A 17,405-nucleotide genomic window follows, 5' to 3' on the forward strand; every position below is an offset into this window, starting at 1 on the left:
CGTCCAGTCGGAAGTGTGAACCGACGCACCGCCGAAGTCATTGCCGAGGCCATAGGAGCAGGCAAGACACCGCTGGAGTTTCTGCTCGAAACCATGCGGGACGAGGAACTCGACCACAAGGACCGGGCATGGGCCGCAGAAAAGGCAGCGCCATTCATGCACCCGCGCCCAGCACCAATGGAGCGCACTGTCTCACTGGACCTCCCGGACACTTCGACGGTCGAGGGCATCGACAAGGCCTTGGATGCAATCATTGCCGCGATGGGTAAGGGCGAGCTCTCACCCCAAGAGGGGCAGGGCTTCATCTCGGCCGTCGAAACACGGCGGAAGGCTATCGAGACCGGTGATCTGTTAGCCCGCATCGAGGCGTTGGAGGCAACCAAGCGATGACCAGTCTTCGCCAGCGTCTTGCCCGCCTTGAGGCCCACGAGGATCCGGAGACGGCCTATTTCATCAGCGACGAACCCGAAGGTGATGCACCGGCAGTCGGGTCATACGCCATTGGTCCGGAGATGTCGGCTGACGAGTGGGTGCAAACATATTGCGACCTGGTAGAAGGGGCGAGGTAGATGGCGGAGATTTCCCGAGACCTCATCAACACCATCATCGCCGAAGCAGGCGGGGAAGGCGACGAAGGCATTATCGCGGCGACCTGGGCAATAGCGCAGCGGGCGGCTGCGCGCGGTCAGACGATGGACCAGGTCATTCGATCCGGGTTTGACGGCTTCACCAATCCCGGTTCCGGCGCGGTGAAGTCACAGCAAGACCCCGCATTGCGCCGCAAGGTTGAGAACATCATTCAGGGCGTGCGGGGCGGGACAATCCCGAACCCAGTGCCCCGTGCAGACCATTTCCTCTCCGGTGACGTCATGCCCTCTTGGGCAAGGCAAATGGATCATGTTGCGACGATCAACGGGCACCGGTTCTATGCTTCGGGTCAGGTGCCCGAGAATGCCATTGGTGTCCCCCTGCCGCCGGGCCAGATCCCGAACACCGTGGCGACGGCCCTTGATGTCGTTCCGCCGCGTCGCGTCGATCCTGTCACCCCTACTCCCTTGCCGCCCATGTTGGCAGCGCAGCGACACTTGGCGCCCGTCACGCAGGACACGGCCTCGCTCTATGCCGGGATTTATCCGCCAGCACCGCCAAGGGCACCGGTCACGGACAAAGACCTGATTTTTGACCGTGGCATAGCCGATACCATTGAGCGCTCCTTGGCCGGGCAGGACCAGAACCTTGCTGCCATCCTAGAGCGGCGCATTGCCGAGGCAGGGCAGAAGCCTGCTATGTCCACGGCGTCTATTACATATGCTGGTCAGGAGCGCGGCCCAGCAACGGCCCCAAGATTGAGGGCGACGGCTCAGCCTCAGCGACTTCCCGAGTTGCCGCCATCGCAGATTGCCTCACCGCGAATGGTTTCGACCTCGATGCAACGGGCGGTAAATGCTGTGGACCCTCGTTTGCAACAGGCCTTGGAGCAGCGCGCTCAGCAGGCGTCCATGGTCGATACCTCTATGCAGCACGTGGCGAGTGCAGCAGATCCCGCACTGCAGCGAGCGCTAGAGGCCCGCAATGCGCCCGGTGTCGGGTTGCCTCCTAGCACTCGGTCGGTCGCGTCCGTCCCTATGCCTGTATCCACGCCACGCCCAACCGGTCCGGCACTCTCCCGAGATAGTGTTGCGCAGTCTCGATTGGGCAATGAGACGGTGCAACGTCTCGGCTCTACCGCGTTTGCCAAGCCATCGTTGCCGATGCCTAGGTTGCCCGCGATCCCCAATGTCATTCCCGGTCCGGCCCGCGTCCCCCAAGTTGCCGATCGGCTGCCCGCCGGCACCTGGGAAATCCCACAAACAACGTTGGCTGCAACTGGGGTGGTCCCGCCTGCCGTGCCTGACGTTGGTGTGGCCTCTGCAATGTCGGTGGTTCCGGGCTTCCCGCCCCTGCCGCGCAATCGCCCCCTGCGTTCCGGCGTCAATGTTCAGATGCCAACCCCAATGGGTCAACGCCCAACTTTTCCCATGCCAAAGAGCGGCGGCCTAGGTTCGCTTTTCGCAATGCCCACGCCGGTTTCGCAGCGACCAAACCCCAATGCACTGCGGATCCAAGTCGACGGGGCTGGGAGCTACAGCGCCGGCTCATCGGGCGGGTCGTCGGGGGCACCGATCAGTTTTGCCGGCACGCATACGGGCCGCAGCTACAGTCCTGGGCAACGGTATTCGATGGGTGGTGATGTCTACGTGGCCAACGCCAACGGCAGCTTTACCAATGAAAGAACGGGGCGGACATTGGTTGGGTCATCGCGCGGATAGCCCTGTTCGCAACGCAATTCGTTTAACTGGCCCTTCACGCTGATACCCTATAAGAAGGCGCGCAGCGGCTGCGGCTGATGGAGTAGAGAGTTTTGTGGCGCTCAAACACGATACAATTTGCATGGTTCGTACAATCGGCAGACAAGCTGGCTGCTGATAAAATCTACGAGAAGCTGGTTGGTGCCGAGCCGATAAGCGTCCAGCGCAACAAGCTGCCGAGCCCCGCGAACCCTTTTTTCGGTGTCGCCTCCGGTGACGTTGACGAGGTTGCTGTTCAAGTTCAGTTGCAGCCTGGGCGGGTAGATTTGCTTATCCAGCCCAATGAAGAACTACAGCAGGCGTCGGTAGATGAGATCGCCACGTTTGAAACGCGGCCATACATATCCCGCTTCCTAGACAGGATTGCCGCAGGGGATTTAATTGAGCAGCCGGTCAATCGGTTAGCGCTGGTAGTGAACCTGGCCAAACCGGCCGCAAGCCTGTCCGCCGGGATTGATGTAGCGATGGATGTTTCCGGATTTCACCCGCCGGTTCGGCCTGACTCCGAGTTCATGGTTCAGTTGAATAGCCGGATTCAGCTTGACGGAACGCTGATCAATAGGCTCGTTCGTTTTGGTGTACAGTCTGTCCAGAATCTAGTTTTCAACGTCGAAGTTGGCCAAGGCGCGCCAGTCGCGGCGCCAACAACCGCCGTAAGATATGCAACCACGACGATGTTGGATTTTAACACTGTGCCCGTTGGTTCGTGGATTGACGAAGCCCAACAACGCACTATCTTTAAGCTCTTAGGCTCGGAAGTGCTTCGAGTTGCCGAAGACGGCAGGCTTGAGGCTCTACGATAAAGGATTATCGCGTGCGCAGCGTAAGGCGGGCTACCAGGTTTCCGCAGTCGAGCTACACCTATTCTCTGGACGACTGCAGTGTGACATTTCACTCGCACCCAGATTTGTTGGATGCAGATGCGTCTGTTGCGACGTCAAGCGGCGAGCAGAACGTATTTGTTTCAAACTATTACTGCGCCTCGAATTCTTCTACGTTGTCGCCGAATTCGGCTAGGGGGCAGCAGTTCGCGGCGCTCACCAGCGCTGTGAAGAAGCTGTCAGAGCTCCCCTCTTATCATTCTCTGTATGTTGATCCCGAGGTGTGCGTGCGAGCGACCGACCTTCTCGGCCTTCTAAGCGCCCAAACCGACGTCGATCCTCCTCGGCTCTTCCCGCAGGATGAAGAGACGCTTGCTCTCACCTGGACGCAGGGAAGGTTTATTCGCATGCTGTCAATCGATGAGGACGACCTTTCATTGGTTGACCTTGATAAGAAGTCACAGCACCGTTGCCTCCACGAACTGCCGGCCGATCACAGCGCGGCGAACTTGCTTCCAGCGCTCGGTGTCCTACCGAAAGTTTCTACCGCAGGGTGATATGTTACCGAACGACCTCGTGTGCCGCTCGGTACTTTATCCACGTGGCTTCGCACAACTCAATGTATTTGAGTTGGCGACCTTCATGCGTGCTGATCGGCGAAAAGGAACAGACATTTTTGTTCTGTCCGTAGGGTCGCGACACGTATTAAGGGACGAAGCTGGTGCTCATGCCTACGGTGTTGCATCTGCGCAAGTTGCCAACCAAGGCGTCCTACGCCGGTCCGGACTCGATGAGTTGCCTGCAGATCAAGTCGTGCACTATTTAGGATTTTACGACATATCCTACGGCGATGTGACATCGGTTCAGAGCGACAGCTTTGGCTTGGAGATTACATACCGACCAGAGCACGGTAGTACGGCGCACTTCGAAATAGAGTTGCGAGAACGGGCAGGCATCACGAAGAACCAACGCAAACAGGATAAGAGCATTGTCGAGCTAGTACTCGCCAGCCGTCTCGTCGGGCCTAAGCGATACCTTATCGAGGGCGAGGACGTCGATCTCTGCAATCGCCTAAACGGTTTGCCACTACCAGAGCAATTTGCCGCCCCGGATGAGGCGGTATAGTCACGGCAGTCGGCGTGCTCGCTGAGATCAGCAAGACCATGAGGCGTGGCGGTTAGACGGCAACGAATTCGTGTGAAATCCTACGCCCCTCTCGATGGTGGACCACCGCTCCACCACTTGGCTCGGTTAAAGCACTGAAATATCAAGGCTTTCTATCGCGCTCTTAAGCCATCCCCATTTCCATTCCCACTTACGGCGGGTTGATGGAGCCTGAAATATGGCCCTTTGCCGTTCAGGAGACCCGGTCCGATCAGACCTTGGACCTGCGCCATCCTGCTGCGCGAGCTTCTTCTTCGGAGCAAAACCACCGTTCGCCATGTGATGGGCTGATGCGGGTGTCGTTGTAATACTTCTGCCCAGGCACGTGGTAGATGCGCTCACCTTGGGTGCTGACATTGCCCTTGATGTTGCAGGCGCGATTTTCTTGGCCAAGTGCATGAAAGCTGCCGAAAGCAACCGCGACAAATACTACTGCTGAAAAAGCCTTCCAGGTCATGTTCACCCTCTTTTGGTGTTAGGCGCCAATCGCCAAGTCGCTGGCCTCACAGCCCCAACCGTCATTGTCAGCATCGAGGTTGTGCGGGTCATATGATCCCACCCAAACCGGACCTTGGACATAGACGGGGCCATTGCCGGACCCTCCCCGGCAGTCTTGGTCCGGTGCGGACCCGTAATAAGCCGGGCCAGAACATCCATTCGAACAAGCCGCAGCGACGGCAACGCCAGTTGCGACCGCGGCAATGCCCACAACCGCAGCCGTCTCCATCGCCACGCGATTCTGACACTCCTCAAGCGTGAGTCCGCGCCGGGTTAGCTCGATGGCGGTGTCGGCCTTAAATTGTGGGTCTTGGCTTTCAAGGTGAGCACGGCAAAGCGCAGTGTCTTTTGGCTTGGTTGGGTCTGCGTAGAAGTCTTTAGGCGGCGTTGCACAAGCGGCCAGCAGCGACAACGCGCCGAGCGCGACCATAAACTTCTTCAACATGAACTACCCCCAAAGCAATGCGGGCAGATAAGCACCTCAAGGGATTGGCGGACAAGATTATTATTCACCAATCGTTAAGCATTGGGATTTCTCCCAGGCACTTTTATTCCATCTCTGGCACATCGCCATGCTGGTAAATCACCACGGGCTCCCCAAATTCGCCGTTCACCAGGTCGGCAGTCCGCGACCAGGCAATTACGCCCGCATAGGTGCCCAGTGCCGCCATTCGCTTTGCGTCCATTTTGGCCTTGTCCTCTGATGGCATTTCGCGCGGCTCGAAAGCGTTCTGGAGGTCGCCTTGCTCATCTCGAACGAAAGCCAGCAGCACGATTAGGTTTGTCGGTTTGATATCCGGCTTCGCCACTTTGAGCATCGCTGCCCTCCCATCACATTGAACCATAGCCCTCTCGAACTACCTGAGGCCGACTCCTGGTAGCACTCGCACATCCGCCTGCTCCTCAGATATACCTGCCGGGTGAGACCAAAAGCGGTAACGGTTCAACGCCCTTGTGATGTCAGCTGTTTATCAGGCGTCAAGAAAAACTGCTCTTCAAAGTCGCCAGCAGGTATGGGCTTACTGTAGTGGTAGCCTTGGGCTTGCGGGCATCGCCACTTCCTGAGGAGCTCTTCCTGCTCTTTGGTCTCCACACCTTCGGCAATGACAGCTAAACCAAAGCGTCTCGCCAACATGATGACGGCCATGACAATGGCAGCGTCTTCGCCCTCCGCCCGCAAATTGCTGACAAAACCCCGATCAATCTTTAGGCGGGTAATCGGATACTGCTTGAGAAATGCCAAAGATGCATAGCCCGTGCCATAGTCGTCAAACGCGAGGCCTACACCCATGTCATTCAGCGCATGCAATTGACCTTTGGATGCCCCGCCATCATTGAGCATAATGTTCTCGGTTATTTCCAGCTCAAGCTGATGCGCCGGAAAACCGGTGAGGTCCAAAACCGATTGGACAATTGCAGGAAGTGGATCCGCCTTGAATTGCGAGCTGAACAGGTTCACGCCCATCATGAAGTTCGGTGAAAAAGCAGTCCACTTTGCTCCCTGTCGGCACGCTTCTTCCAGCACCCATCTACCCATGGGGGCGGCCAAACTGCTTTTTTCGAGCGTTTCGAGGAAGGCACCAGGCTGCAACACGCCTCTATCAGGATGATTCCACCTCAGCAAAGCTTCTGCGCCGACGACTTTGCGGTCCTTCAAGGCCACCTGAGGCTGAAAGTACAACTCAAACTGCCGCTGCTCCCACGCAACGCGAAGCTCGGCTTCTTGACTGCGACGAGCGCTTGCTGCGGCCTTCAGTGTCGGTACAAACCAGCATATCTGGTCGCCTCCCTCAGCCTTGGCCTTATAGAGGGCGAGGTCTGAGCTTCCCATCAAGGTCGCTGCATCACCGCCGTGTTGCGGTGCAAAGGCTATTCCAAGACTTGCCCCGACCCACATAACTTGCCCTTCGACGTTGAATGGACGCCTGAGTTCGTCTCGTATCATTTTGGCGATAAAATCAGCCCGCAGCGGATCGGCTGAGCTTTGAATCAGCACCGCGAACTCGTCTCCGCCAAGTCTTGCAACGGTGGCGATTTCAGCTGGTGCGCAGCGCTTAATGCGCAGGGCGGTTTCGACCAGAACGGCGTCCCCGGCTGCGTGTCCCAACTGGTCGTTGACTTCCTTGAACCTATCGAGATCCACGAGCATCACCGTGGAGGGTAGCTGTTCAGATAACGCCTGCTTTAACTTTTCGAGAAAAGACGTTCGGTTAGGCAGTAGCGTTAATTGGTCATAATGGGCCAAGTGGTGGAGACGGTCGTCGTTGGCTCTGCGTTTGGAGACGTCCCTGATCATAGCACCAAATCGCAACGCGCCATTTTCGGACCACATTGCGAGAGACATTTCGATGGGAAATTGCCGTCCGTCCACGTGCTGGGCCGTCACTTCCACAACGCTGCCCACGACACGCGGTTTACCTCCCGCCATCAGGCGCCTCATGCCGTCCGAATGAGCACCTCGCATCTGCTCGGGAACAATTACGTCCAGTGACGTCCCCACGGCCTGCTCGACAGAGAGGCCAAACATGAGCTCGGCCGCCGCGTTCCAGTGCCGGATCAGTCCGTCCGCGTCGGCGACAATCATAGCGTCGGGCGAAGCCGCAGAGAAACAATCAAGAGACGACAAGGCGTGGCCCTCCATGAGAAACAACACTGCCCCCGAAAACTTACCATGCCCTTTCTTTAAGCCGCGCTTTGCAATCGCTTTTCGACCTCTCCGTGAAAGCCATGAAAAACGCCTTCTTTCGCGAGCACCGTCAGCTTTAAGGGAAGCTATTCCATAAGCGGACAAGCCACTTACCATCCCTCAACCGACATGGCGCCAGCGGCTTAGCCGGCTAGCCGTGCAAGGGCGGGAGGAATCGAGAACATGCTCAGTCGAGTACGAACTTCTCAGCGGCGGCAAGTCCGAGCGCAATCGAATGAAGACGCTCCTGGAGCGCGCGCATTAGAGTTATGTCGCTTTGGATTCCGATATAATGCGTTACTTGCCCGTCCTGGTTCGTCACTGGCGTTAGCGAAAGACGGTTCCAGAAAGAGGTGCCGTTCTTCCGGTAGTTTAGCACGTCAGTGAGCAGCGGTACGCCGTTGGCGATGGCGGCACGCATCTGCTCAACGGCTTCGGGGCTGGTGTCTGGGCCTTGAAGAAAGCGACAATTTCGCCCGATGACGTCGCTTCGCTCATAGCCCGTCATTTTCTCGAAGGCCCGATTTACGTAGACAAGCGGGGCATCTAGCGTCCGAACATCCGAAAGCGTCAAAGCTTGAACCGAGAGATCAAGCTTCGAATCTCGGATTCTACGTTCGGCAGCAGCGTGATCGATCGGCTTCATCGTGTGATGGGGATTTGGTGCATAAGCTTTCGTATCACCCCAGTGTTAAGACATCGCACCGCAAACGCTGAGCGATGTCTCAGTGCGTCTAAACCTAGCCGCGTGATAGGGTGAGGCTATAGCGAATTAATCAAGGGCTTCTTCGTGTCTGAGCCCTCGTATCTGCTGGAATTGACCTCACGGCCTACCCGGTAGAATTCGAGCTCACTATCGATCTGTGCATCAAGCAGGAGCGCCTTCGCGTCCGTTCCCTGGATCTCGGTGTTGAGCCAGGTGCGGTATGCCTCGGGCGTCAAGATGATTGGCATCCGGTCGTGTATCTTCGCGATCTCCGGCACCGCTGGCGCAGTGATGATGGCGCAGCTCGTAACGCCCAGATTGTCGTTGTGCGCCCAGATGCCGGCGAAGCTGAAGGGCGCGCCGCCGGGTCGCTGCAGTAGCCATGGGTCTTTGCCGCCATCCTCGCCCTTGGTCCATTCGAAGTAGCCATCGGCCGGGATCAGGCAGCGGCGTGACTTGAACCCCTCGCGGAAGGCGCCGGACGTGTCGATGGTCTCAATGCGCGCATTGAACATGGCGGCCTTCGGCAGTTCCTTGGCGAAGAACGGCACCAGCCACCAGCGGCCCCGGTCCAGCTCCATATTGCCGGCCTTGTCGAGGTGAACGAAGTCCACGTCCTGTGTCGGTGCAATGTTGAACCGTGGGGGGAGGTTAGTCGCTGGTCGCTCGTGGATGCTATAGAGCGCATGGATCTGCGACCAGGTCAGTTCATTGGTAAATCTGCCGCACATCAGAAACCCTCTTTCAGCGCGAGTTTTCCGTATTCCGGGCGCCATAGGCCCAGCTCGGCCATCGTGACCACGACGCGGTTATAGCCCATCTGGTTCCGCAGTACCTCGGCTCGGGCAAGCGCCTCGCGGACCGGCCATGGCCCCATCTCGCTGCCGGCCTCATAAACACCGTTCGCCGCTACTCGGGCGCACCAGTAGATGCTGGCGGTGGGTTCCACATAAGTCAGGCCAGCCACCAGCATTTCAACGCTGGTGCCGCCTATGCCAACAGTGATCGCATCCTCGGCTATCTCATCGTCCCGCGTGGTCCATTGATAGATGGGTGGGTCGAGATCGCGCAGCATCGCCTTGATGGTCGCTTCCCGCTCGTCTGCGCATTCCTCGGCGCGGCGATGGGCCGGGATGCGATCGAGCTCGACCAGCAGCTTGCGCAGTCGGGCGATTTCATTGTCTCGCTTGGGGTCGATTGAGGGAGCGCGGGCCATGGGCGCCAGAGTGTCACGCAATTCCGCCTCTCGCCACCAAACCCGCGCGCAGCAACTGATCGGTGGGTTTGGTACCAGTGCGCCAACAGGCTACTCGGCCCGTCCAAGATAACGCCGCTGCGATTTCATTTGAGGGTGGTGTGTACGACTAGCCGCTCGGAGTTTGGGGTTCGGTCCACAGGATGTCAGTCTCCTTGAGCGAGCCGTGGGTTCGGCCGGACAAGGCTCGTATCGAAGAACGCTTCGCGAGGACTATTTTTCCCTGATATCGCTGCCGTGCCAGCTCCGGGTCGAGAACCTCCAGGCGCAAAACTTCATCAGGGTCATCGCCCTCAGGGATTCTGACAATAACGCGCCCTTTGAACTCGCCATACATTCTCACCCTCCCAACTAGCGTTTTGGCAACTGTAGCACGGGCAACGGCTATGCCGTCCGGCAGGGAAAGACGTAGCGGCCAAAAAGTCTCCCACTATCTGGCGGATCGCCTCGGATCGATGCTTCAGGCGTGGCTATAGGGGTTGCAGATTTAAAGCCCCTCGGTTTCGGCCATTCTGCCCCAAGATTCCCGCTTTAAGCCTCGCTCCTGAAGCAGGACAACAACACGCTCATACCCGACGGTAAGACCTGAGGCACGGAGCCAGCCGTAAAATTTCCAGTTGTCACAGTAGACTTTCCGATCTTTAATCCTGCATTGCCGTTTCTGAACTCTGCAAGATGTCAGGGCCTCCAAGTGCCCCGCTAAAGGGGAGTATGCCCGATGGATAAGAAATACCCGACGTATGCCGAAGCCAAGGCGGAGGCGGTGCGCAATGGCACAGAGATTCGACGTCAAATGAAAATCCAGTCCCGGCGTTTCGCGACGCTATTCTTGCTACTGGGCTTGGCAGGATGCGCTATCAGCTTTTGGGTGCTGTATGGTCAAGGGCTGTAAATGTCCGATGAGGCCATCAAGTCAGGAATAAGCGCAGCTTTCGGAACGGCAGTAACATTCGTTTCCTTCGTAGTCTTTGTACTATCGGGAGATCCACTTGTTGGTCTGTTCGTGTTGGCGGGGTTGGTCTGGGCGATAATCGCGCAATGGCTGCTGCACATTGAGCTAACGAAGCTAAGCGAGGATATTGACGAGGCCGTCTCAAATTTTCGGATGTTGCTTAGCCGAACAGAGCTGCTCCAGGCGCGCGTTGAGCAGATTGCGGACGCCTTGTCTCGAGATGAGGCTCTCGTGCATTTGGGTATAGTCGACGGACTTAGATCGGCGGCCGCAACTCTTGCGTCCAGCCCGGCACCATCTTTTGTACTGACCAATCTGGCGGCTAACTTCCCGAAGCTTAACAATGTTGCGGGTTTCACCGAGGCGCAAAGAACAGCTAGGGAGATGGAGCAAAGGATCGATACTGATCTTCGGTCGGTATACTCTAAGGTTGCTGCCTACAACATGGCGGTCAAATCTCCGCCCACTTCATTTTTTGCTGGCATAATGAACTTCGCGCCCCGCAGCGACCTGAATTATGGAAGGTGATCACTTGGAGCGCGAGGTGTCCCCATGCGCCGGCGCAACACCTTACCGCTTAACTTTAAACCTGTAGACGTTGACCCAGCCCGGGACCGGATGCTGGCACATGCACCATCAGCACCAGATCTCCCGGCCATTCGGCCAGTGCCGTGCCAGCCCTTCGTCAATCAAGATATCGCCCACATCACACCCGCCGATCCTGATGGTGGCCAGGATCCGCCCATACCGGTCTTCGCCGTGGGTTTCGACGGTAAACGGGTTCTGGTTGAGCAATTCGCGCAATCTGGCGCTGGCACGGTGGGCAAGCTCTACCTCTGCCCTGCCCCCGCAAATGTCATTGTATGGCTCAGGCGTGTCGTAGGATTCCAGCCTCAGGTTGTGACCCTCTAGCCAAATGGTGTCGCCATCCACAATGCAGGTGTGCCGGACGCTCCCGCACATGGGGAAGTTTACACGCCATTCTTGCGCGAGTGCCGGTGGCCCCGGCCATGCGGTCATGATGACGCTGCAAAGAAGCCAAGACAACACGGCCTGACGCTTCATGCGCCGGCATCCTTACGCTTCGCCCAGCGCACCCCGGCGCCCCCGCCGTTTTCCGGAATGAACTCGATCCCTGCCGCCTCGAAGGTCAAGCGGACAAGCTTTTGGTTGCTGTCGCGCATTTCCCCGCCTTTTTCGAAGGCTCGCAGTGACACAACGCTTATGGAAACACGCGTTGCCAGCTCCGCTTGCGTCCAGTCCAACAAAGCGCGAGCGGCTCGGCACTGTTCTGAGGTCAGCATAAACTTTCCTTTTTAATAATTTTGGTATTGAAAACATAACTTACATGGGTTACCTAAAAGGAAAGTTAGCGACCAAATCAGAAAGCCGCAAGCATGTTTGACCGCTCTGCAATCATGTCGAAAGCCTGGGCCGATTACCGCCGCGATGAATTCCGGGGCTGGGGCGTCCGTCCAGGCGAGCCCTTCAATCGCAAACGCTTCGCCTATTGCCTTCGCATTGTGTGGGCAGTGGCAAAGGAACGCGCCGCGCGCGCTGCTGCCGAACCGGTCCCGGCTCCCGTTGCCAAGCCCTGCACCAATCCTGTCCGCGCCGCTGAAATCCGTGCCGACCTCTTCGACATGGAAATGGGCAATTTCATCAACTGGACTCGCCACGCCAGCCTCGGGGCTGAACTGGCCCGCCTTCACGTCTAAGAGGAGAAATTCCATGACAGTCAAAGAAACGGTCTACTTCCGGATTGCGGCCCACACGGTGGCTGTTGCCCGGCTCGACGCAGCCTGTGACCCGGCTGACGACATTGCCGCGAAGCAACGCGGTGAGGTCGTCACGCCTGAGGCGGTCGCCGAACGTGACGCAGCCGACCAAGCGGAACTTTCGGCTTTCGAGGAACTGCTGGCTTACGTGCCGGTCAATACCGTCGAGCACTGCCGCAAGGTGGAGTACCTGCAATTCGCCCTACGCTGCCGGGAGCCTTTGGATCGGGACGAAATGAGCGTCCTGCTTCATTCCCTGCGCCAGTATCGGCCACGCGCTGCCTGACCCAGATAGCGGCTCGGGAAAGCGTTGCGACCGCCTCCCGAGCCTCCCCACGAAATCACTTGGAGGTCATTTCTATGGATACCCAGAACGTACTTTCCCGCCGCTCTCTGCTCAAGGCGTCTTCAGTGCTTGCCGCGTCAGTTATGGCAGCGCCCGCCGCTGCGATTGCAGCGCCCGCTCTTCCCGATACGCTCAAGTCCTTGATGGCTGAATACGCTGACGCCGCCGATGGGATGCGCCTCACTGATGCCGCACGCATTGAAGCGCGGGTGCGCCGGGACAAGATGCTGGCCGATGGCAATCTGGTCTTTGTGAGCATGCATGGGGAGGCCACACGTCTGGGCGAAAGGGGGGCGACCATCCGCCCCGACTTGGCTTTTGAGCAGTTGGAGGATGACCTTGTGGTGGCATTGACCGAGGCCAGCAACGCCAACGACAAGCGTCGCGCCCGCCGCAACCATGCCGACGCAAAGCGCCTGCTGACCAAGCAAGCGGAACGCTATTACGCCATTGTCGGCCAATCCGGTTGGGAACAGGCCATTGAGGCCGAGAACGAGGCGTACCAGCGCTTCAAAGCCGCTCGCCAATCGCTCCGGGACTATCGCCCCCAGACCATGCCGGAAGTCGCCGCCCTGATCCGCTGCTTTGACGCGGTGGGCCTTTATCCCGGAAGCGAGAACGGGCTCGGGGTCCGTGACCTCGCCAACATGCTGGACGAGGTGGCCTGATGAACGCGCCATTTGTTTCGCTTCCGTCTGTTTCGCCACGAGAGTTCGCCAAGGCCATTGCCGACCGCATCGAAGCCCATATGCAGGCCTTGGACGCTCTCATTGCCTTGCTTGACGCCTTGGAGGGCGATCCTGACATTGAGCCAACCTTAGGAGCCCCTGAGCGTCATCCGACGCCATGCTATTGGGGCGTGGGCTCATGCTCTTCAGTTCAAGGCGATCAATCGATGTGGGCGCAGGGGGACAACTCCGCACCTGCTGACGACGCCGAAGCGGTGAACGAGGATGGGGACGAACTGTCTCCGGGTGAACTGTCCGGCCCTATTCCCGGTGGCTCGGACTTTGGGGTGGATTCACTCCAGCAGCCAGCGGGAGCCCCGACCTTTTCGCCGGTTGGGTCATGGTTGATGGCCGCGGTGGATTTGCACCTCTCCGGGGGTGCGAAATGACTGTGTCATTGGTCCATCCAAACCGTCCGCTGGGCACCAGCACGCCGATCACCATTGAAGAGCTGAAGGCGGAAAGCTGTCGCTGGCCACTGTCAGAAGACCCACCATGGCACTTCTGCGGACTGCCCAAGACAAAAAAGGCGCCTATTGCGCCGTCCATGCCTCAATCGCCAACCGCACACCGGGCGAAAAGGAAAAGCCAGAATGATGACGCCATCCGAAGCCCTTGCCGCCATCACCAGTGCCGCATTCCAGGAAGGGAAGCAGAGTGCCGAGGTCATCTGGCGCTACGTTCCTGCCCCGTTGGATCCGGCATGGGTCGAGCAGGTTCAGGACAATGTGGTGGAAGTCGTGGTGGAGCCGTACGCTGCAAACCCGCACTTTGCTCAGACGCCTGATTTTCTCAACGCCATTCGGATTTCCGCCTGGGATGGATTCGAGCGGCGCTGGCGTGAACTCACGAAGGAGGGTGGAAGGCCATTGGCGCGAAGCCGCCCTGCGACCGATTAATCCCTACGGTTGAGCGGATGCCAGGGCTTGCCAAATTTCCTCGTCGCCACGGCGCAGGGGGTCGAGGTTTTCTGCTACTTCCTCGGCCCAGCTAAGCCACTCTTGGGCAGAACGACCACCGTATGCCGCAGCATCATCGGTGAGGCCACGCTCCCTTAAGGAGGTCAAGAACTGCCTCAGGTCTTCAGCGCGTCGGCGGTTCGCGGCAAATGACAAAAGCAGTTCGACCCGCGCCTGTTGCCTCTCCGCTTCCTCGCGCTTCAGTTGCGCGATTTTTCGGCGCTCTTCCGCCAGTCGCTCATTCTCGTACCTTTCATTGGTCCGCCGCTGAAGCTCGGCAGTCTCCTTTTGCAGCCGTTGCGCAATAGCTGGGATTTGGTCTTCAAGAGGGCAGTCCCTCTTGTCTGTCCAGCCTCCGGGTCCCATCCAGTGGTGGCTTCCCAGCTCCACGATGAGTTCCCCGGTTACTTCCAAGCCCACACTGTAGCCTCGCTTAGCCACGTCAGTTTGGAACCGAGTGTCCCATTTGCTGGGCGGAAGGCGCACCTGCTTTAGTTTTTCCCTGATCCGACATGACACTGTCTGGTCGCCAAATGTAATGTCGGCGGCGTCTTCGGTGCCTTTCACGGAGCCTCCTAGGCGCTCACACGCGTGAAATATCAAGCTCATGAGCCTTTTTCTGCGGGCTCCGACTTCTGAGCCTTTTCTGACGGCGTCAATCTGGGAGTTGCTTTGGTTCCGAAAGGCTGGCCTGCCACGCCGTATCTCTTCGTGAATTTTGCTTGGCAGTTTTTGCAAGCGAGGGTCTGTGCCGTGCTCATCGGCATGCCAGAATACCCGGCATTCTTCACGCTCAGGGTCCGGCAACGGGGTGGGGGTGACCAGATGCCCCTGCTTGACGTGTTGCCAATAGCCAAATCCGGGTCTTGGAACGTCGAGGTCCTTACAGGTCTTGGTCAATGTGTAGATGGTGATCCCCAGTTTCTCCGCCACCTGTTCAAGTGGCGCCCACCAGACAAGATGGTACAGCTCCTTGCGTGAAATCGAGGTCATGCCGCCGAGATCTCCTTCATGTGAGGCAAAAAGTTCGTGTCGTATGCGAAGGTATGTGAATGATAGGGTGTGCGCTCGAAGAACACGGGCGCGCGCACCGGCCGTTCAGCCGGCGGAGCATAGCCCCATGAAGCCGGTGGCATACTCTGTTTCTGAAGTTCTCAAGACGGTCGGCATCAGTCGCACGACCTTCTACGCCCTGGCCAAGTCCGGAAAGATCAAGGTCCGAAAGATCGGCACCCGCAGCTTCGTCCTCGCCAAAGATCTAGACGCCTGGCTCGAAAGCCTCCCCGTTCTCCACGAGCTCGGAGCCGAGGAATGACGCAATATCAGCCGTCAAAGCGCGTGGTGCGCAAACGGAAAGACGCTGATCGGCAGCAGGTTCGGCGAAACGGCATGAAGGCATCGGGCACGCCGACCACTCACGTTTTGAACCGCGCCATTGTCGAAGGGCTGATGTATCAGATTGATCTACAGCGTGCGCGTGGTGTCGCCGTGAAAGATATGCAGATCCCTGCCCAGCGCATCCTGGCTTATGCCACGTCGATTCTGACGGCACAGACCAATGGAGGTGATCGCTACGCTGTGGAATCGGTTGTTGGAACGATCAGGGATCGGATTGGCCAGCCGGACGCGCGCAAGTACCATCTGACGTTCCTGAGGAAAGAACAGCGCCGTGGGAAAGAACTTATGGCTCTGCGATATGCCGAGGAGGTCGAGGAATAGCGTTGTTGACTTGCTGCCGAATTCTGCTGCCTAGACGGCTGACCTCCTAAAGCCAGCAATTGCCCAACTGATCGCCCAACCGGCAATGAGCAATGCAAATGGGGGAATCAGTATGGCCATTGCGACAATTGGCACCTGGCGTGCCCGTGCCTTCGACGTTTCGACTTGAACGTACTCCGCCACGATAGATTGAGCCTCTTGGATTCGTGACTGCACCGTGGCCGTTGGTGCATCCGCTCTCTGGTAGAGCAGATATCCGCGATCACCTATGGGATACTCCACCATAACATTCTGCGAGGCTAGAGTTCGCAAGTCCCCGTGCTCGTCTCCCCAAGCAGGGAACAACGTGACCACATTGGTGTCAGCTGGGACGGCCAAGACCCGCGTCTCTACATACGGATTAACAATGCTGCCAATTCCTACAGCGGCGCCCAAAGCGATCCACACCAAGGAGATCAGCACCCATATTCGAAAGAACCCTCTTGCCCAACTGATCATGTCAACTGCCCTCCCCATGGCAAAGCTAACACCACAAAACGCTTGCAGCTACGCAGCAAAACGCCACCAAGTCGATTCGATAGTGGGGATGGGAGTGGGGATGGCCCGATTTCTGGTATTATTACCCAGGTAAATCAACGTACTAGAAGGTGTATTTGGTGGAGCCTAGCGGGATCGAACCGCTGACCTCTTGCATGCCATGCAAGCGCTCTCCCAGCTGAGCTAAGGCCCCATTCCATGGGCGCTTCCGGGCAGTGCCCTACCGAAGCGAGGCGGAACCTATTGGATCATCCCGCCGCATGCAAGTGCCTAAATGACACTTTTTTATACCGCCGGACGAAAACCCCGTCCGGCGGAAAAACATGAATTAGATCAACGATCTTCGTCGTCGTTGACGTCAAAGCCGAGGCTGTCGTCTTCATCTTCGTCTTCTTCGAGGAAGGTGTCTTCCTCGTCGTCGCCAAGATCTTCGTCAACCTCGACATCCTCGACGTCATCGGGGATCTCGTCGCCGCTTTCCTCAGCGTCGGCTTCTTCGAGGCTAACGATCTCGGGCGCTGCGATATCCTCGACCTCGTCTTCGTCTTCCAGCTCTTCTTCCTTGTCCGCCTTGCGAGCGGTGGCCGGGCTGGGCTTGCCCGGCAGGGTCTCGAAGAACGAACGCGGAAAGCTCTTGCCGGTATAGGGCGAGACGATCGGGTCCTGGTTGAGGTCGTAGAACTTCTTGCCGGTATCGGGGTCGGTCCGCTTGGTACCGCGGTCGTTGGCCATCTCTCGTGCCTCGTCGAAAAGGAGAATTCTGGGGAGGGCGCATCTTGCCGCGCGCGCCCATTTCGGTCAGTCCGGTTATGAGCAAAGCCCGGCCCTGTCAAACCCTAAATGCGTGGTTCTGGCTCCCATGCGCCTTTCCCGCGCTATTGGCCGGCTGTCCCGGCCAATTTGGGCAC

At 58.1% G+C, this 17,405-nt stretch carries 25 protein-coding genes, 1 tRNA gene and 1 pseudogene; 14 read left to right on the forward strand and 13 right to left on the reverse strand.

The genetic code is table 11. The features are described 5' to 3' along the window. Positions 1 to 15 precede the first annotated feature (15 nt). The 5 genes from NIM87_RS05865 (at position 16) to NIM87_RS05885 (ending at position 4,294) form a co-directional block, all read left to right on the forward strand. A complete protein-coding gene (locus NIM87_RS05865) occupies positions 16 to 390 on the forward strand; it encodes a hypothetical protein (RefSeq protein WP_254673703.1) in 375 nt (124 codons plus the stop codon). 179 nt (positions 391 to 569) lie between these two features. Continuing rightward, the gene (locus NIM87_RS05870; RefSeq protein ID WP_254673704.1) at positions 570 to 2,309 is read left to right on the forward strand and encodes a cell wall hydrolase; all 1,740 of its coding nucleotides are present in this window, start codon (positions 570 to 572) and stop codon (positions 2,307 to 2,309) included. 92 nt (positions 2,310 to 2,401) lie between these two features. Beyond that, entirely contained in the window at positions 2,402 to 3,151 is a 750-nt protein-coding gene (locus NIM87_RS05875; RefSeq protein ID WP_254673705.1) for a hypothetical protein, read from the forward strand. A gap of 80 nt (positions 3,152 to 3,231) precedes the next feature. Next, positions 3,232 to 3,726: a hypothetical protein gene (locus tag NIM87_RS05880; RefSeq protein ID WP_254673706.1), complete on the forward strand. Its 495-nt coding sequence runs from the start codon at positions 3,232 to 3,234 to the stop codon at positions 3,724 to 3,726. A 1-nt stretch (position 3,727) separates the two neighbouring features. Continuing rightward, on the forward strand, positions 3,728 to 4,294 hold the full coding sequence (locus NIM87_RS05885; RefSeq protein WP_254673707.1) for a hypothetical protein: 567 nt from the start codon (positions 3,728 to 3,730) through the stop codon (positions 4,292 to 4,294). 250 nt (positions 4,295 to 4,544) lie between these two features. On the opposite strand, the pseudogene NIM87_RS05890 reads toward NIM87_RS05885, so the two are convergent. From NIM87_RS05890 to NIM87_RS05925, 8 genes and pseudogenes are all read right to left on the reverse strand, one after another. Continuing rightward, positions 4,545 to 4,709: pseudogene (locus NIM87_RS05890) on the reverse strand (sunset domain-containing protein); the annotation flags it as partial. 99 nt (positions 4,710 to 4,808) lie between these two features. Continuing rightward, positions 4,809 to 5,276: a hypothetical protein gene (locus NIM87_RS05895; protein ID WP_254673708.1), complete on the reverse strand. Its 468-nt coding sequence runs from the start codon at positions 5,274 to 5,276 to the stop codon at positions 4,809 to 4,811. Between the two features lie 103 nt (positions 5,277 to 5,379). Next, positions 5,380 to 5,649: a hypothetical protein gene (locus tag NIM87_RS05900; RefSeq protein ID WP_254673709.1), complete on the reverse strand. Its 270-nt coding sequence runs from the start codon at positions 5,647 to 5,649 to the stop codon at positions 5,380 to 5,382. 125 nt (positions 5,650 to 5,774) lie between these two features. Next, entirely contained in the window at positions 5,775 to 7,622 is a 1,848-nt protein-coding gene (locus tag NIM87_RS05905; protein ID WP_254673710.1) for a putative bifunctional diguanylate cyclase/phosphodiesterase, read from the reverse strand. 82 nt (positions 7,623 to 7,704) lie between these two features. Continuing rightward, positions 7,705 to 8,163 carry a PAS domain-containing protein gene (locus tag NIM87_RS05910; RefSeq protein ID WP_254673711.1) on the reverse strand — a complete coding sequence of 153 codons (459 nt, stop codon included), beginning with the start codon at positions 8,161 to 8,163 and terminating at the stop codon, positions 7,705 to 7,707. A gap of 116 nt (positions 8,164 to 8,279) precedes the next feature. Next, positions 8,280 to 8,954, reverse strand: a complete 675-nt coding sequence (locus tag NIM87_RS05915) for an SOS response-associated peptidase (protein ID WP_254673712.1) — start codon at positions 8,952 to 8,954, stop codon at positions 8,280 to 8,282. After that, positions 8,954 to 9,460: a hypothetical protein gene (locus NIM87_RS05920; protein WP_254673713.1), complete on the reverse strand. Its 507-nt coding sequence runs from the start codon at positions 9,458 to 9,460 to the stop codon at positions 8,954 to 8,956. Before NIM87_RS05920 ends, NIM87_RS05915 begins: the two co-directional genes overlap by 1 nt. A 127-nt stretch (positions 9,461 to 9,587) precedes the next feature. Further along, entirely contained in the window at positions 9,588 to 9,815 is a 228-nt protein-coding gene (locus NIM87_RS05925) for a hypothetical protein (protein WP_254673714.1), read from the reverse strand. Positions 9,816 to 10,196: 381 nt separating this feature from the next. Between NIM87_RS05925 and NIM87_RS05930 the strand changes: the two genes are divergently transcribed. Together NIM87_RS05930 and NIM87_RS05935 are read left to right on the forward strand one after the other, a co-directional pair. Further along, positions 10,197 to 10,370 (forward strand): hypothetical protein, encoded by a 174-nt coding sequence (locus NIM87_RS05930; RefSeq protein WP_254673715.1) that lies wholly within the window; start codon positions 10,197 to 10,199, stop codon positions 10,368 to 10,370. Then, positions 10,371 to 10,958 carry a LemA family protein gene (locus NIM87_RS05935; RefSeq protein ID WP_254673716.1) on the forward strand — a complete coding sequence of 196 codons (588 nt, stop codon included), beginning with the start codon at positions 10,371 to 10,373 and terminating at the stop codon, positions 10,956 to 10,958. A 108-nt stretch (positions 10,959 to 11,066) separates the two neighbouring features. On the opposite strand, the gene NIM87_RS05940 is transcribed toward NIM87_RS05935, so the two are convergent. Together NIM87_RS05940 and NIM87_RS05945 are read right to left on the reverse strand one after the other, a co-directional pair. Continuing rightward, on the reverse strand, positions 11,067 to 11,495 hold the full coding sequence (locus NIM87_RS05940) for a thermonuclease family protein (protein WP_254673717.1): 429 nt from the start codon (positions 11,493 to 11,495) through the stop codon (positions 11,067 to 11,069). Then, positions 11,492 to 11,734, reverse strand: a complete 243-nt coding sequence (locus NIM87_RS05945; protein ID WP_254673718.1) for a helix-turn-helix domain-containing protein — start codon at positions 11,732 to 11,734, stop codon at positions 11,492 to 11,494. Before NIM87_RS05945 ends, NIM87_RS05940 begins: the two co-directional genes overlap by 4 nt. Before the next feature lie 93 nt (positions 11,735 to 11,827). On the opposite strand from NIM87_RS05945, the gene NIM87_RS05950 reads away from it, so the two are divergent. The 5 genes from NIM87_RS05950 to NIM87_RS05970 all read left to right on the forward strand — a co-directional run bounded on the left by NIM87_RS05950 (position 11,828) and on the right by NIM87_RS05970 (position 14,181). Continuing rightward, on the forward strand, positions 11,828 to 12,148 hold the full coding sequence (locus NIM87_RS05950; RefSeq protein WP_254673719.1) for a hypothetical protein: 321 nt from the start codon (positions 11,828 to 11,830) through the stop codon (positions 12,146 to 12,148). A gap of 13 nt (positions 12,149 to 12,161) precedes the next feature. Next, positions 12,162 to 12,494 carry a hypothetical protein gene (locus tag NIM87_RS05955; protein ID WP_254673720.1) on the forward strand — a complete coding sequence of 111 codons (333 nt, stop codon included), beginning with the start codon at positions 12,162 to 12,164 and terminating at the stop codon, positions 12,492 to 12,494. 74 nt (positions 12,495 to 12,568) lie between these two features. Beyond that, positions 12,569 to 13,222: a hypothetical protein gene (locus NIM87_RS05960; RefSeq protein WP_254673721.1), complete on the forward strand. Its 654-nt coding sequence runs from the start codon at positions 12,569 to 12,571 to the stop codon at positions 13,220 to 13,222. Beyond that, positions 13,222 to 13,671: a hypothetical protein gene (locus NIM87_RS05965; RefSeq protein ID WP_254673722.1), complete on the forward strand. Its 450-nt coding sequence runs from the start codon at positions 13,222 to 13,224 to the stop codon at positions 13,669 to 13,671. Before NIM87_RS05960 ends, NIM87_RS05965 begins: the two co-directional genes overlap by 1 nt. 204 nt (positions 13,672 to 13,875) lie before the next feature. Continuing rightward, complete coding sequence (locus tag NIM87_RS05970; RefSeq protein WP_254673723.1) at positions 13,876 to 14,181, forward strand: hypothetical protein; 306 nt, start codon at positions 13,876 to 13,878, stop codon at positions 14,179 to 14,181. Positions 14,182 to 14,184: 3 nt separating this feature from the next. Here the strand turns inward: NIM87_RS05970 and NIM87_RS05975 are convergent, their stop codons facing one another. After that, complete coding sequence (locus tag NIM87_RS05975; RefSeq protein ID WP_254673724.1) at positions 14,185 to 15,234, reverse strand: hypothetical protein; 1,050 nt, start codon at positions 15,232 to 15,234, stop codon at positions 14,185 to 14,187. 127 nt (positions 15,235 to 15,361) lie between these two features. Between NIM87_RS05975 and NIM87_RS05980 the strand changes: the two genes are divergently transcribed. Further along, positions 15,362 to 15,556 (forward strand): helix-turn-helix transcriptional regulator, encoded by a 195-nt coding sequence (locus NIM87_RS05980; RefSeq protein WP_254673725.1) that lies wholly within the window; start codon positions 15,362 to 15,364, stop codon positions 15,554 to 15,556. Continuing rightward, positions 15,553 to 15,960, forward strand: coding sequence for a hypothetical protein (locus NIM87_RS05985; protein ID WP_254673726.1), 408 nt, complete (start codon positions 15,553 to 15,555; stop codon positions 15,958 to 15,960). Before NIM87_RS05980 ends, NIM87_RS05985 begins: the two co-directional genes overlap by 4 nt. A 654-nt stretch (positions 15,961 to 16,614) precedes the next feature. Here the strand turns inward: NIM87_RS05985 and NIM87_RS05990 are convergent. After that, positions 16,615 to 16,690: transfer RNA gene (locus tag NIM87_RS05990), tRNA-Ala, on the reverse strand. Between the two features lie 140 nt (positions 16,691 to 16,830). Beyond that, on the reverse strand, positions 16,831 to 17,229 hold the full coding sequence (locus tag NIM87_RS05995; RefSeq protein ID WP_254673727.1) for a TIGR02300 family protein: 399 nt from the start codon (positions 17,227 to 17,229) through the stop codon (positions 16,831 to 16,833). Between the last annotated feature and the right edge of the window lie 176 nt (positions 17,230 to 17,405).

It is taken from the genome of Devosia ureilytica, assembly GCF_024273195.1.
Lineage (GTDB): Bacteria > Pseudomonadota > Alphaproteobacteria > Rhizobiales > Devosiaceae > Devosia > Devosia ureilytica.

Excerpts from the sequence above, each read along its gene's own strand:
- NIM87_RS05870 (WP_254673704.1), top strand. The coding sequence starts at position 570 with ATGGCGGAGATTTCCCGAGACCTCATCAACACCATCATCGCCGAAGCA.
- NIM87_RS05885 (WP_254673707.1), top strand. The coding sequence starts at position 3,728 with ATGTTACCGAACGACCTCGTGTGCCGCTCGGTACTTTATCCACGTGGC.
- NIM87_RS05895 (WP_254673708.1), bottom strand. The coding sequence starts at position 5,276 with ATGTTGAAGAAGTTTATGGTCGCGCTCGGCGCGTTGTCGCTGCTGGCC.
- NIM87_RS05900 (WP_254673709.1), bottom strand. The coding sequence starts at position 5,649 with ATGCTCAAAGTGGCGAAGCCGGATATCAAACCGACAAACCTAATCGTG.
- NIM87_RS05910 (WP_254673711.1), bottom strand. The coding sequence starts at position 8,163 with ATGAAGCCGATCGATCACGCTGCTGCCGAACGTAGAATCCGAGATTCG.
- NIM87_RS05915 (WP_254673712.1), bottom strand. The coding sequence starts at position 8,954 with ATGTGCGGCAGATTTACCAATGAACTGACCTGGTCGCAGATCCATGCG.
- NIM87_RS05925 (WP_254673714.1), bottom strand. The coding sequence starts at position 9,815 with ATGTATGGCGAGTTCAAAGGGCGCGTTATTGTCAGAATCCCTGAGGGC.
- NIM87_RS05930 (WP_254673715.1), top strand. The coding sequence starts at position 10,197 with ATGGATAAGAAATACCCGACGTATGCCGAAGCCAAGGCGGAGGCGGTG.
- NIM87_RS05935 (WP_254673716.1), top strand. The coding sequence starts at position 10,371 with ATGTCCGATGAGGCCATCAAGTCAGGAATAAGCGCAGCTTTCGGAACG.
- NIM87_RS05940 (WP_254673717.1), bottom strand. The coding sequence starts at position 11,495 with ATGAAGCGTCAGGCCGTGTTGTCTTGGCTTCTTTGCAGCGTCATCATG.
- NIM87_RS05945 (WP_254673718.1), bottom strand. The coding sequence starts at position 11,734 with ATGCTGACCTCAGAACAGTGCCGAGCCGCTCGCGCTTTGTTGGACTGG.
- NIM87_RS05950 (WP_254673719.1), top strand. The coding sequence starts at position 11,828 with ATGTTTGACCGCTCTGCAATCATGTCGAAAGCCTGGGCCGATTACCGC.
- NIM87_RS05955 (WP_254673720.1), top strand. The coding sequence starts at position 12,162 with ATGACAGTCAAAGAAACGGTCTACTTCCGGATTGCGGCCCACACGGTG.
- NIM87_RS05960 (WP_254673721.1), top strand. The coding sequence starts at position 12,569 with ATGGATACCCAGAACGTACTTTCCCGCCGCTCTCTGCTCAAGGCGTCT.
- NIM87_RS05965 (WP_254673722.1), top strand. The coding sequence starts at position 13,222 with ATGAACGCGCCATTTGTTTCGCTTCCGTCTGTTTCGCCACGAGAGTTC.
- NIM87_RS05970 (WP_254673723.1), top strand. The coding sequence starts at position 13,876 with ATGATGACGCCATCCGAAGCCCTTGCCGCCATCACCAGTGCCGCATTC.
- NIM87_RS05975 (WP_254673724.1), bottom strand. The coding sequence starts at position 15,234 with ATGACCTCGATTTCACGCAAGGAGCTGTACCATCTTGTCTGGTGGGCG.
- NIM87_RS05980 (WP_254673725.1), top strand. The coding sequence starts at position 15,362 with ATGAAGCCGGTGGCATACTCTGTTTCTGAAGTTCTCAAGACGGTCGGC.
- NIM87_RS05985 (WP_254673726.1), top strand. The coding sequence starts at position 15,553 with ATGACGCAATATCAGCCGTCAAAGCGCGTGGTGCGCAAACGGAAAGAC.
- NIM87_RS05995 (WP_254673727.1), bottom strand. The coding sequence starts at position 17,229 with ATGGCCAACGACCGCGGTACCAAGCGGACCGACCCCGATACCGGCAAG.